The sequence below is a fragment of the Moraxella equi genome, assembly GCF_002027555.1.
GTDB lineage: Bacteria > Pseudomonadota > Gammaproteobacteria > Pseudomonadales > Moraxellaceae > Moraxella > Moraxella equi.
Window position 1 is genome coordinate 1 of record NZ_MXAP01000104.1, and the last position, 13,512, is coordinate 13,512.

Consider the following 13,512-nt stretch of genomic DNA (forward strand, 5'->3'; position numbering starts at 1 on the left):
GTTTGCTTTCCAGTTTAAAATGGTGCGGGTGCTGATATTGTACTCTTCGGCAAGCTGTCGGTAGGTTTTACCACAATTTAGTTGCCTTAGTACTTGTTGTCTAAAATCATCTGAGTATGCCATAGGGGTATTGTAGCATATTTTGGGTTCGGTTGGTATAGCACCGCCACCGCCTGCAATGCCCACCGCACCTTTTTGGGAACTAGAGCTTCTTATCGACAAGAAAATCGGCTTTTCATAATCTTGATAATCAGGATCGGTTTTTGCCCACGCTTTGAGCAAGCCGTCCATCATCGACAGCTGTTCATCTTTGCTTTTGGCATTTAGGTAATTGACGACGATATTTCTAAGCTCAGAAGATAGTGTCATTGCCTCGCTTAGACTTCTGACACGCCCAGAGCCTTGTAGATTTGGCAATCTGTCATCTGTATTTTTTACACCATCGAGATGTTTGGTGTACACACCATGAAAGTTAAAATTCACATCGCCCATGACACCTGTTTTGCCATCATGTTTCTCATAACTGCCAAGCTGAGTCAGTTTATTGCCTCCTGTCAGGTTTTTGTCCACCTCTTGATAATCAAGGTTTAACGCACTAATACCAAGCTCATGAAGTCCAAATAACTCCCCAACATCACTCACGCCATCACTGTCCAAATCACGCCATACCCTAAGCTCATCAAACTTGGTATCATCGGCATTAATCTTGCCATTACCATCGCTGTCTAGGTCGGCAAGTGCCTCATAGCCGTGCTTGGCGGTCTCACCTGTGCTCAAAATCATGCTGTCACCAAACACCTCTCGCCCATCATTAATAACACCATCGCCATTGCGATCTAGCACCAGTATGCCATCATCTTTTTTCACCCAGCCTGTCGCATGAGCAATGCCATCACCATCATGATCAAAAACAGCTTTCTTTAATTTATCATGAGCAATCGTCTCTATGCCATCACCATCTAAGTCGAGTACAATCGGATCATAGAAATAATGAAACCCTGAGCGGTTGATACCTGCCCATTTGGCAAAGGCTTCGGCAAGGTCATCAGGAAGGTCATCGAAGGGGTTATTGTATCTATTTTTATCTAAGAATTCCTGCAATTTACCATTGGTTCGTGGATCTTTCTCAAAGTCAGTCACTAATAAGCCATTATCAAGAGCTTTCTTGATGTCATTAGCTATCTTTTCAGGAGCATATTCATCTGTCATCTCATATTTACTACCGATTTCCGCTCCAACTTTATTATTCCAAACATCCATTGCGGCATCTCTAGAGTCATCAGATTTCGAGATTACCTCATTAAACATCCCCAATATATTTGCAGTATGCTCGCCTGTCATTTGAGCAAACCTTGCACTCACATATGCATGACGAAATGCATCACTAGAATCATTCCAACCAGTATCAGAACCCCAATAATGGGCAGCTTCACCATTAAATACCTCTTTCATTTTAAGGGCAGCACCTGCAACACCGCCACCAATCAAAGCACCAATTGTAATAGGACCAATTGCCATATACTAAACCTCTCTTATTTTAAAGTAAATATAAACATCTTCATGCTTGGTTTTTTCAAATACAATGTTACGACCACCATAACATTGGGAAATTTTAAAATCTGGTACAGCCTCTCCAGTAATTTTATACATTCTTGGGTTTCCCTTATCATGTGAATTAAACACTATAATCCACCTATACGAATCACTCTTACCAAAAAAACCATTAATTCTTTGCTCAATAAAACTTTTTGAACGATTGCCAATCACCATTTCGTTAAATGGTAAAGATTTATAAGATGGAGCAATACACAACACATCATTTTCTCCATATTCAATATAATCACCAATGTGAAATTTATTGTGTTTTGTAAGTTCATTAGCAATAGCATTAGACAAAAATCCATCAAATTTTCTAGGGAAAATATGATAATAATATCCCAAACCATATATAGCCATACAAAAAAATATTAGCGCAATACATCTTATTCCAAGAGTCATAGCAATTCCTTAATATTTTATCACACTTAAAAACATGCCATAGCAAATTTTGTATTTTTGACCATCGCCTATGATTAACCACAAAATCTATTTTGAATATATCAGCAGAAATGATAAAAATAATGCTGTTATACATGTTGATTTTAAAAACTCATATAATGCATATAAAATGACCATGTATGATGGATATAAATTTTTATAAGCATATTTATCATCAGATTGAATATTTATTTCATGATTCACTCTTTTTTTGAAATCACCGTCAATCTTATTAAATAATACCATATAACCAATTGATAAAGATGTATGATACTTATTGTAAGAACTTAAACCTAATTCTGTATATCCATAATGATTGGTCATTAATAAAGCAGACATAACCACTGGATAACCAATAAAACCAAGCCAACCTGCTGGCTCTGAAAATTTTTGATAATTTGTATCACTCATTACAAAAAATCCCATGATTTGCTATTTTATTTGAAACACAATACCATTATAAATCATAATTACTCTCCTACTGAGTTAATCTTAATAAGATAAGGTATTTTCTTATCTCGTACTTTTTTACCAAAATCTTCGTAATATTCTGTGCTGTATGTTAAACATACCAAATCACCTTGTTTGGCGTTTTTAGCACCCAAATCAGATCTTCTACTTCTCACAAAATGCAAATCTTCACCCTGCTTGTTTTTAATTGAAAAATAATCAATGTTTCTATTTCTAGGGTCATCAGAATCAGGGGAGGAATAAAACTCAATAAGATGTCCACACTCATCTTTTGACGCTGATTGGAGTTTTTTTACCTGATTGGGTTTTATATAAAAGTAATAGACAGCACAAAAGAGTGAACCCATAACAATAATAAAAATGATTTGCTCTTTAAAAGACTGCACAAGATGTTCTGTTGAGCCGTATTCTGGTTCTTTTGACATATAGTTTATTCCCAATAATTGGCAGTAACACCAAACTTTAACTTACCATAACCAAATGCTGTCATTTTGCTTGCTCCTTATCTTTGCTAAAAATTAAATCAATATAGATAAAAATATGATAAAAACCCAAAATAAATCTACATACCTGCTAGTTCTTTCAAGATATTTTTTTACTTTTTTAATCTCATCTTCCGATGTAGAAACATAAATAATTTCCTGAGTTACTTGACTAACAAATTTACCACTAACAATAATAGCATCATTACTATGTTCATCGTCATCGGTAAAGGATACAATACTAACATTATAACCAGTAAAGTCATCGCCAGAATACTTATCTAAACAGAGATTATTTTCTTTAACAATTGTATCCATACATTTTAGGTTATACGCCTCATCATTATTTTTTCTAACAAATACTCTTTTAAATTTTTCAGTACTTACATTATAAGACAAACCATCAGGTAGGTTTATTGGGATATGTTTAGCACCCTGCACAACATTAGTAATGGGCTTTATAGATAAAATGATGGGTATGGGTAAAAAAACAAAGAAAAATAGGATTTTTCTTTTGATTGTACTCATATTTACTCCCTCTACTGATATACCAAACGAACTTTACAATAAATACAAATTGTAGGTGCGTAATACACCCCATTTTAAATCCAACTTTTAATAGTGCAATAGGTAGGCATCTTACATCCAAAATAGAGCTTGTGCTAACTTTGAAGTTTATGAGCATAAATTTTAATGAATAATTAAAAATTAAACTTAACCTGTGATAAAAAAACCGCACTTTAAAAGTACGGTTTTAAAACACTCAAAGTCAGCTTAACCCGCCGCATCAAGTAGCATATTACGGATATGACCGATTGCCTTAGTGGGGTTTAGTCCTTTGGGGCAAACCGATACGCAGTTCATGATACCACGACAACGGAACAAGCTAAATGGGTCGTCAAGTCTGGCAAGACGGGCTTGGGTGTCGGTATCACGGCTGTCGATGATAAAACGGTAGCCGTTAAGCAGGGCTGATGGACCAAGAAACTTGTCTGGGTTCCACCAAAATGATGGGCAAGACGTAGAACAGCACGCACACAAGATACATTCATAAAGTCCGTTCATTTTTTCACGGTCTTCTGGCGACTGCAAACGCTCTTTTGGCGGAGCGGGTTGTGAGTTGATTAGGAATGGATGAACTTTTTCGTACTGGGCATAAAACTGGTTCATGTCCACCACCAAGTCTTTGATGACTGGCAAACCTGGTAAGGGACGAACGATGATTTTCTCGGGCAAGGTGTTCATGTTGATAAGACACGCCAAACCGTTTTTGCCATTGATATTCATACCATCCGAGCCACAGATACCCTCACGGCATGAACGGCGGAATGTCAAGGTTTCGTCCTGTTTTTTTAGGCGTAGTAGCACGTCTAGTAGCATACGGTCGGTATCTAGTAGCTCAATCTCATATGTTTGCATATAAGGGGCTTTGTCTTTGTCTGGGTCGTAGCGATAAATCTCTACAATGCGTTTGCCTCGACTCATGGGTTTCTCCATTGGGAATTTGGGATTTTTAACTGTTTTTGTTAAAAAGACCTAATTTAAATTTGAAATGATACATTTTGCAAATCATCTATATAAGTTGGGCTTTTACACCCAACTTATCGATTTGTCAAAATTAGAACGTACGCACTCGTGGCTCACAATACTCCACAGTCAAAGGCTGTTTGCGTACAGGCTTATACACCACACGGTTGCCCTCAGAGTACCATAGCGTATGCTTCATCCACTCATGGTCGTTACGTCCTAGTGGGGCGTAGCTGTCATCTTCTGGCTTTTCATAATCTAGCACGCTGTGAGCCCCACGGCATTCATGACGCAAGGACGCTGATAGCATGGTCGCTTTTGCCACTTCGTAAAGGTTGGCAACTTCGAGCGCCTCAATGCGAGCGGTGTTAAAGACGGCTGATTTGTCTTTTAGGTGGATTTGGGCAACTTTTGGAGCCAGTGCCATGATTTTTTCTACACCTTCATCCATCAAAGCCTGCGTACGGAACACCCCAGCGTGAGACTGCATGATGTTGCGAATTTCATCGGCAACTTCTTGGGCGTTGTAGCCTTCGGTAGAGTTTTGTAGCTTGTCAAGACGAGACTGCGTGTAGTCCAACACTCGTGGGTCAAGTGGCTTATAACTGCGGTCTGATTTGGCAAATTCATCTAGGATATGCTGACCTGCCGCACGACCAAACACCACCAAGTCAAGTAGCGAGTTCGTGCCTAGGCGGTTTGCACCGTGTACTGACACGCACGCACATTCGCCAATGGCGTACAAGCCTTTGACCACACGACCTTCGGTATATAGACCTTGTTCGTCCACATGTCCGTCAAGCACAGGCACGGTTACTTGACCGTGAATGTTGGTTGGGATACCACCCATCATGTAGTGAATGGTAGGCACAACAGGCACCGCTTCTTTGGCGATGTCCACGTTGGCAAAGTTATGGCTAATCTCAAACACAGACGGCAAACGTTTCATCAAGGTGTCCAGACCCAAATGCGTCATGTCCATCAAAATATAGTCGCCATTAGGACCACAGCCACGACCTTCTTTAATCTCTTGGTCCATAGAACGAGAGACGAAATCACGGGGGGCTAAGTCTTTTAGTGTCGGTGCATAACGCTCCATGAACGGCTCGCCATGCTTGTTACGCAAAATCGCACCTTCACCACGACAGCCTTCGGTCAAAAGCACGCCCGCTCCTGCCACGCCCGTTGGGTGAAATTGCCAAAATTCCATGTCTTGTAATGGAATGCCTGCACGCACCGCCATGCCAAGACCGTCCCCTGTGTTGATGTAGGCGTTGGTTGATGCGCGGAAAATACGTCCTGCACCACCTGTTGCCAGTACGGTTGTTTGGGCTTGGAATACTGAGATGTTGCCTGTTTCTTGGTCAAGGGCAATCACGCCATTGATGTTGCCGTCTGCGTCCTTGATAAGGTCAAGGGCAATCCACTCCACAAAAAACTGCGTGCCTTTTTCTAGGTTCTTTTGGTAAAGGGTGTGCAAAAGAGCGTGTCCTGTACGGTCGGCTGCCGCACACGCACGGGGAACAGGTTTTGCTCCGTATTCGGCAGAGTGTCCACCAAACGGACGCTGATAAATCGTGCCGTCTGCGTTACGGTCAAAAGGCATCCCCATATGCTCAAGCTCGTACACGACTTTTGGGGCTTCACGGCACATATATTCAATGGCGTCTTGGTCGCCCAGCCAGTCAGAGCCTTTGACGGTGTCATAAAAGTGAAAATGCCAGTTGTCAGGACTCATGTTACCCAATGACGCACCGATACCCCCTTGGGCGGCAACAGTATGACTACGGGTTGGAAATACTTTGGTCAAAACGGCAACTTTCATACCGCCTTCAACGAGCTGTAAAGACGCTCTCATGCCTGAACCGCCACCGCCAACGATGACCGCATCAAAGTTTAGCGTGGGGATGTTTTCAATCGGTTTTTCTGGTGCTAATGCCATACTATTTTTCCTATCAATGTCTTATAAAAGTGTGATTTACCAAAAAATCATCACGCCCCAAAATAGGTACGCCAAAATGGCAACGATGACCACGCCTTGTAGAGCAATACGCAGTCCTGACGATTTGACATAGTCGGTAAATACCGTCCACATACCCACCCATGCGTGAAATACGAGTGATAAAATCGCCACAAGGCTCAATAATTTCATGGGCAAGCTCATCATAAAGCCATGCCATGCTTGATAATCCACTTGATTAAATAGGAAAAATCCTACCAACACCACAGAATAAAGGGCAAGCACCACCGCACTGATACGTTGTAGCACCCAATCACGAGAGCCTGAACCTGTCAGACCTGTGGCACTTTTAATGCCTGAATTGTTTCTTTTCATTAGAACATCACCCACACAAAGGACGCAATAATCAAGGCAAATGCGATAACAAAGCTCACAATCGCCGCCGTCTTACCTGATTTGAACTCTTCGTTCATGCCAAGGTCAGCAAGTAAATGCTTAACTCCCATGACAAAATGGTAAGCGGTCGCCGCCACAAAAATCCACGCCACAAACCTAAGGGCGATATTGTTTAGCACCGTCTCAAACCCTTCTGGCGATGACAGTGATGTCTGTAAAATACACAGCATGACAGGCACAAGTAAAAACAGCACAATGCCTGATACACGGTGCAAAATAGAAGCCATAGCGATTGGGGACTTTGAGTTCACCGCAATCACTTGGCTTAGGGGTAAGTTAATCGGTCGGTTATCTTTCACGAGCGGGCGTCCTTATCAAAATGAGCCGTACAAAACGAACAAGACGGCAAGGAGAGCTGGCTTTTTGGGTGATTTTTGCCACAATTAAAATACAAAACGGCCTTTCAATTGTAAAATTAAAAACTTAAAATATCGGTTTTGGTTTTAATCTGCCAAATCTAGTAAATCACTCTAAATGATTTGGCATGAGTATATTAAAGATATTTTAAATTTTTAAACGCAAAAAATCACACCGTCAGGCTGTCTTTAAAATAAGAAGTCTGAACACAGCGTTAAATCAATGTCGCTTGTGTCACGCAGTGTCAGCGTGCCAAGCAACCATGCAAAAGCCATCAGGCTTAAACACATCGCTACTTTTACTTTTACAAATCATTAAAACTCTTTAATCTCTTGAACCCTTGTCCAAACAGCACATTTGAGAACATTTATCAGTAAAATTTCGCAGACTTTTACCAAACTTTTTATTAAATTTTTTGTGAAATTATCAAAAAAACTTATTACAAAATTCATCAAATGTCGTGTTACCCTATTGACAATGAAATTGATTATCGTTTTTTTAAAATGACCTGCCAAGTTAAACAGATAAATTATAAAACGCTTGAACAAATTTTACAAACAAAATTACAACTTTTATGTAACTGGCGTCAAATTTTTTGCCAAAATTTTAACCACTTTGACGATAATATTGTTACAAAATATGTCAAGAAAACCCGTATGATGACTAAGGCTTTTACGATTTGGGCGGTTCGGGAAAACTGGACTTGGACAAAAAAGTGAATGAGTGTAAGGGCTTGGGGGATTAATTACAATTTTTTAAGGAATTTATCATGCTAGGGCTTGTAAGTTTGGCAAAGTTTTTGTATCATCATGATACTTGATGGCGATGATGAGCAATATGCCTTTGCTTTGGCAAACGGACGCACGTTGCAAGGAATTCAGCGACCAACAAGACCAAGGACATCATGCTCGGCTACCTGCCAGCATGCAAATTCACAATGCCAAATTAGCCCAAACCAAGCAGGATAAGGCTTTTGGGTCAGGATTTAGGCACCATTAAATTAAGGTTATTATTATGACACAACAAGTGAAATTAGTCGTTGATGGCACGGAATATGAAATGCCAGTCCTAGAATCTACCTTGGGTCGCCCTGTACTAGACGTGACCGCGGTCAATAAAGCAGGTTTTTGGACGTATGACCCTGGTTTCATGGCAACTGCCCCCGTAGAATCTGCCCTAACTTATATCGATGGCGACAAAGGCGAGCTTTTGCACCGTGGCTATGCCATTGACGATTTGGCGGACAATGCTGACTACCTAGAAGTCTGCTACGCCCTACTCTATGGCGACTTGCCAAATGCCGAAGAAAAAGACAAATTCTACACACGCATCAATGAGCACATGGCAGTGCATGACCAACTGCGTAAGTTCTTTGAAGGTTTCCGCCGTGACGCTCACCCGATGGCGATTATGATTGGTGTGGTCGGTGCGTTGTCTGCCTTCTATCACAACCATCTAGACATCTCTGACGCTGACCACCGTGATGACACGGCTGTGGACTTGATTGCCAAGGTGCCAACCCTTGCCGCCATGAGCTACAAATACTCTATCGGTCAGCCATTCATGTATCCACGCAAAGATTTTAGCTATGCTGAAAACTTCCTATACATGATGTTCGCAACACCCGGTGACGTGGATTATAAACCAAATCCTGTACTGGTCAAAGCCATGGATAAAATCTTTACCCTGCACGCTGACCACGAACAAAACGCATCGACTTCTACCGTACGTCTAGCAGGCTCAACAGGTGCCAACCCATACGCCTGTATCGCATCAGGTATCGCAGCTCTATGGGGGCCATCACACGGTGGTGCCAACGAAGCGGTACTTACCATGCTAGATGAGATTGGTTCGGTTGAGAACGTTGCTCCGTTCATGGAAAAAGTTAAGACCAAAGAAGCCAAGCTCATGGGCTTTGGGCACCGTGTTTATAAGAATTTTGACCCCCGTGCCAAAGTGATGAAAGAGACCTGTGATGAAGTGTTGGGTGCCTTGGGCGTAAATGACCCCAAACTACAACTGGCGATGGAACTAGAAAAAATCGCTCTGTCTGACCAATACTTCATTGACCGTAAACTATATCCAAACGTAGACTTCTACTCTGGCATCATCCTAAAAGCCATTGGCATCCCAACGTCTATGTTCACTGTTATCTTTGCCCTAGCTCGTACCGCAGGCTGGATTGCTCACTGGACAGAAATGCACTCAGAAGCATTCAAAATCGGTCGTCCACGTCAGCGTTATGTGGGTGAAAAACACCGTGCTTTTGTTAAAGTTGAAGACCGCAAATAATCCTGTCTTTTAACAAATGACCATAAAATCCCCCAAGTGATTGGGGGATTTTTTACAAGACCATCATCATGAATAACCGCTTATCTGCTCATCTTGCCAAGCAAAACATCGTTTTTTCACTTCAACGTTATGGTATAGACGCCCTAAACTTTATGGCGTTAGGTCTGTTTGGCACGCTGATTTTGGGGCTTATTTTAAAAAACATGGGTATATGGCTATCCATGCCGTGGCTTGTTGATGTCGGCAGTCAAGCCCAAAGCATGATGAGTGTTGCCATTGGCGTGGGTGTGGCATACGGCATTAAGGCACCGCCTTTGGTCATGCTTGCTTGTACCACGGTCGGATTCATGGGGGCAAGCCCGATAGGGGCATTGGTCGCTGTCATCATAGCAGCAGAGTGTGGCAAATTCGTCCATCGCACCACGCCACTTGACATCATCGTCACGCCCCTGACTACCCTACTCACAGGGGCAGTCGTCGCCCACACCCTAAGCCCACTCATCTCATCTACTCTCATGAGCGTCTCTGATGTCATCACATGGGCGATGGGACTTAGCCCCATCATCATGAGCATGATAGTGGCGGTCGTCATGGGCGTGCTACTGACCTTACCTGTATCAAGTGCCGCCATCGCCATCAGTTTGGGGCTAAGCGGTCTTGGGGCAGGGGCTGCCACCGTGGGCTGTGTCGCCCAAATGATAGGCTTCGCGGTCATGAGTCACAAGGACAACGGCATAGGCACGGTACTCGCCTGCGGTCTGGGGACAAGCATGATACAACTGCCCAATCTCGTCAAAAATCCCAAACTGTGGCTGCCACCCATCTTGACAGGGGCAATCCTAGCTCCCTTTGCCACAGTCATGTTTGGCATGCAAAACATCCCAAGCGGGGCAGGCATGGGAACAAGCGGACTGGTCGGGCAGATTGGCACGCTTGATGTTATGGGGACATCTGCCGATGTCTGGATGCTGATTGGGGCATTTCATTTTGTCCTGCCTGCGGTGCTGTGCTGGCTGATTTATCGGTTTTTTGTCAAAATGACATGGATAAAAGATGGCGATTTGCGACTTGATAAATCATAGAGCACTAGGGCGTGCCTGCCCTTTATAACAACTATCTACAATTTTAAAATTTTTAGAAGTAAATCAACCGTTTTTGCATGAAAAATGGGCAATTTTTCCTATTTTTCATGGCAAATACAAAAGGCAGGCACACCCCACTCCCATCATCAATTTAAAAAATACCAAACATTTTGCAAAAATAACGCTTGCCATTTAGCAAAAAATACCTTATGATAACGCCTGTATTCAAAACTTTTCATATGTTATCCGCCATGACGACAATTAGCCTACACCATCATCACCATCATTCCTAAGATTCTTTTAGGCGTGTGGTTGTCGCCCAAAAGAATGCAAAGTTCGGGGGCAGGCAAAACACAGATAATATTGGCATTTACTTGCAAGCCCCCAAGATGATTGGGGGCTTTTGTTTTGCGTGCTGTTTATAATATTTAAAAAAATCTTTGGAGAAATCATGTCAAACCCTAATGTAGACCGTCTAAAAATCGCCATTCAAAAATCAGGTCGCCTAAGCGATGACTGCCAAGAGTTGCTACGAGCCTGCGGTATCAAATTTCACTACAACAAAGACCGCCTAATCGTCTATGCCAAAAATCAGCCCATTGAGCTACTTCGGGTGCGAGACGATGACATTCCCGCCCTTGTGTTTGACGGTGTGGCGGATTTGGGTTTTGTGGGCGAAAATGTGCTGGACGAATGTCAGCTTGACCGCCAAAACAAGGGCGAGATTGCCAGCTTTAACAAACTTAAAGTCTTTGAATTTGGCGAATGTCGTCTGTCGCTTGCCGTACCAAAAGACTTTGATTACAGGGGACTTAACAGCCTAAACAACGCACGCATTGCCACAAGCTACCCCAACCTTCTAAAAGCCTATATGGACAAAAATGCCGTCCCCTTCAAAAACTGCCTACTCACAGGCTCGGTAGAAGTCGCCCCCAGTGCAGGGATAGCGACTGCCATTTGCGATTTGGTATCGTCTGGGGCAACCTTAGAAGCCAACGGCTTAAAAGAAGTGGAAGTCATCTACCGCTCCAAAGCCTGTCTAATCGGCAAAAGCGAACCATTGTCCTTTGATAAACAACAACTGGTTGATAAACTTCTAACTCGAATGACAGGCGTAGAACAAGCCAAAGAAAGCAAATACATTATGCTCCACGCCCCCAAAGACAAACTGCCTGAGATTGTCAAACTTCTGCCCTGTGCCGAAAATCCGACCATTTTGCCCCTTGCCCAAGATGACGGCAAAGTGGCGGTGCATATCGTCAGCCAAGAAACGCTGTTTTGGGAAACAATGGAAAATTTAAAAGCAATGGGGGCAAGCTCTATCTTAGTATTACCCATTGAAAAAATGATGTTGTAATGGCGGTCTGCCAACCAAGCATTATTGCCAAAGGGCATTCGTCAAACTCGCTTGTAGTACTACTTGTACAACTTCGCTCGTTTTCCTAGCACTAATCGCTTGGTTGATTGACCGCTAACCACTTGCAAAACCCAACACCCAAGCCATTATACAAATTACTGATTTTAAAGAGAAAATTATGCAAACCTTAATCTGGAAAAATCTAAACCAAGCCGAACGCCAAACCGCCCTAACTCGCCCTGCCCAAACGCTTGGTGATGAAATCAGCCAAATTGTGGCGGATATAAAAAATCAAGTGCAAAATCAAGGAGATACCGCTCTGTTTGCCCTTGCCGAAAAGTTTGATAAAGTCAAATTGGACAGCCTAAAAATCGCCCCAAGCGAACTTGACAACGCCCAAAACACCTTATCAGACGAACTTAAATCCGCCATTAACACCGCCTACACCAACATTCACAAATTTCACACCGCCCAAATCCCCACGCCGATTGATACCCAGACAATGGCAGGTGTTCGCTGTCAGGTAACGACTCGCCCGATTGAAAAGGTAGGCTTATACATTCCTGCTGGCTCTGCCCCTTTGTTTTCAACGGTGTTAATGCTTGCCATTCCTGCCAAAATCGCAGGGTGCAAAAAAATCGTCCTTTGCTCACCCGCCCCGATTTGTGCCGAAATCTTATACACCGCCAAACGCTGTGGCGTGGATGAAATCTTTGCCGTAGGCGGTGCAGGGGCGATTTGTGCAATGGCGTACGGCACAGAGAGCGTCCCCAAAGTGGACAAAATCTTTGGGCCGGGCAACGCCTTTGTGACCGAAGCCAAACGCCAAGTGCTACTGACAGGCACCGCCATTGATATGCCCGCAGGCCCATCGGAAGTGCTTGTCATTGCCGATGAATTTGCCAACCCTGCCTTTGTGGCAAGCGACCTTTTGTCGCAAGCCGAACACGGAGCGGACAGCCAAGTGATTTTGCTCACCGATAGTGGGGACTTAGCCGATAAAGTTCTGAGCGAAATTGACAACCAATTACAAACGTTCCCCCGAGCCGAAACTGCCAAGCAAGCCCTTGCCAAAAGTCGTATCATCATCACAGATAACCTGCAAGAATGTGTAGCAATTTCAAATACTTATGCCCCCGAACATCTCATTATCAACACCGAAAACCCCCGTCAATATCTGGACGACATCGCCCACGCAGGCTCAGTATTTTTGGGGGCGTACACCCCTGAAAGTATGGGCGACTACGCCAGTGGCACCAACCACACCTTGCCGACTTATGGCTATGCCCGCACCCAGTCATCGCTTGGCTTGGCGGACTTTTATAAACGAATGACGGTACAAGAATTGTCCATTGACGGTTTTAAAAATTTGGCGAACACCGTTGCAATAATGGCAAGTGCCGAGCAATTGGACGCTCATAAATTGGCGGTAGAAGTGCGGTTAAAAGAGTTGGGCGAATAATTTTGAAATGCAGTAGTAGCAACTGTATC

At 43.1% G+C, this 13,512-nt stretch carries 14 protein-coding genes; 5 read left to right on the top strand and 9 right to left on the bottom strand.

Annotated elements, in window-relative coordinates; translation table 11 throughout:
* From B5J93_RS10110 to sdhC, 9 genes are all read right to left on the bottom strand, one after another.
* Positions 1–1,518 (bottom strand): helix-turn-helix domain-containing protein (locus B5J93_RS10110; RefSeq protein WP_143823530.1); only part of this gene is annotated, 1,518 nt, incomplete at its 3' end.
* A gap of 3 nt (positions 1,519–1,521) precedes the next feature.
* On the bottom strand, positions 1,522–1,998 hold the full coding sequence (locus B5J93_RS10115; RefSeq protein ID WP_079326260.1) for a hypothetical protein: 477 nt from the start codon (positions 1,996–1,998) through the stop codon (positions 1,522–1,524).
* Positions 1,999–2,085: 87 nt separating this feature from the next.
* Positions 2,086–2,448, bottom strand: coding sequence for a hypothetical protein (locus B5J93_RS10120; RefSeq protein WP_079326261.1), 363 nt, complete (start codon positions 2,446–2,448; stop codon positions 2,086–2,088).
* Between the two features lie 59 nt (positions 2,449–2,507).
* The gene (locus B5J93_RS10125; protein WP_079326262.1) at positions 2,508–2,933 is read right to left on the bottom strand and encodes a hypothetical protein; all 426 of its coding nucleotides are present in this window, start codon (positions 2,931–2,933) and stop codon (positions 2,508–2,510) included.
* A 93-nt stretch (positions 2,934–3,026) separates the two neighbouring features.
* Positions 3,027–3,518, bottom strand: coding sequence for a hypothetical protein (locus B5J93_RS10130; protein WP_079326263.1), 492 nt, complete (start codon positions 3,516–3,518; stop codon positions 3,027–3,029).
* 246 nt (positions 3,519–3,764) lie between these two features.
* On the bottom strand, positions 3,765–4,475 hold the full coding sequence (locus B5J93_RS10135; RefSeq protein WP_079326264.1) for a succinate dehydrogenase iron-sulfur subunit: 711 nt from the start codon (positions 4,473–4,475) through the stop codon (positions 3,765–3,767).
* A 133-nt stretch (positions 4,476–4,608) separates the two neighbouring features.
* The gene (sdhA, locus tag B5J93_RS10140; protein WP_079326265.1) at positions 4,609–6,459 is read right to left on the bottom strand and encodes a succinate dehydrogenase flavoprotein subunit; all 1,851 of its coding nucleotides are present in this window, start codon (positions 6,457–6,459) and stop codon (positions 4,609–4,611) included.
* A gap of 36 nt (positions 6,460–6,495) precedes the next feature.
* Entirely contained in the window at positions 6,496–6,831 is a 336-nt protein-coding gene (gene sdhD, locus B5J93_RS10145; RefSeq protein ID WP_211278877.1) for a succinate dehydrogenase, hydrophobic membrane anchor protein, read from the bottom strand.
* Positions 6,832–6,851: 20 nt separating this feature from the next.
* Positions 6,852–7,232, bottom strand: a complete 381-nt coding sequence (sdhC, locus tag B5J93_RS10150) for a succinate dehydrogenase, cytochrome b556 subunit (RefSeq protein WP_078274686.1) — start codon at positions 7,230–7,232, stop codon at positions 6,852–6,854.
* An 877-nt stretch (positions 7,233–8,109) separates the two neighbouring features.
* Between sdhC and B5J93_RS10160 the strand changes: the two genes are divergently transcribed.
* The 5 genes from B5J93_RS10160 (at position 8,110) to hisD (ending at position 13,483) form a co-directional block, all read left to right on the top strand.
* The gene (locus B5J93_RS10160; protein WP_029103421.1) at positions 8,110–8,289 is read left to right on the top strand and encodes a hypothetical protein; all 180 of its coding nucleotides are present in this window, start codon (positions 8,110–8,112) and stop codon (positions 8,287–8,289) included.
* A 15-nt stretch (positions 8,290–8,304) separates the two neighbouring features.
* Positions 8,305–9,582, top strand: coding sequence for a citrate synthase (gene gltA / locus B5J93_RS10165; protein WP_079326268.1), 1,278 nt, complete (start codon positions 8,305–8,307; stop codon positions 9,580–9,582).
* A gap of 68 nt (positions 9,583–9,650) precedes the next feature.
* The gene (locus B5J93_RS10170; protein WP_079326269.1) at positions 9,651–10,664 is read left to right on the top strand and encodes a PTS sugar transporter subunit IIC; all 1,014 of its coding nucleotides are present in this window, start codon (positions 9,651–9,653) and stop codon (positions 10,662–10,664) included.
* A 451-nt stretch (positions 10,665–11,115) separates the two neighbouring features.
* On the top strand, positions 11,116–12,021 hold the full coding sequence (gene hisG, locus B5J93_RS10175) for an ATP phosphoribosyltransferase (protein ID WP_079326270.1): 906 nt from the start codon (positions 11,116–11,118) through the stop codon (positions 12,019–12,021).
* Positions 12,022–12,199: 178 nt separating this feature from the next.
* On the top strand, positions 12,200–13,483 hold the full coding sequence (hisD, locus tag B5J93_RS10180; protein ID WP_079326271.1) for a histidinol dehydrogenase: 1,284 nt from the start codon (positions 12,200–12,202) through the stop codon (positions 13,481–13,483).
* The last annotated feature ends 29 nt before the right edge of the window (positions 13,484–13,512 follow it).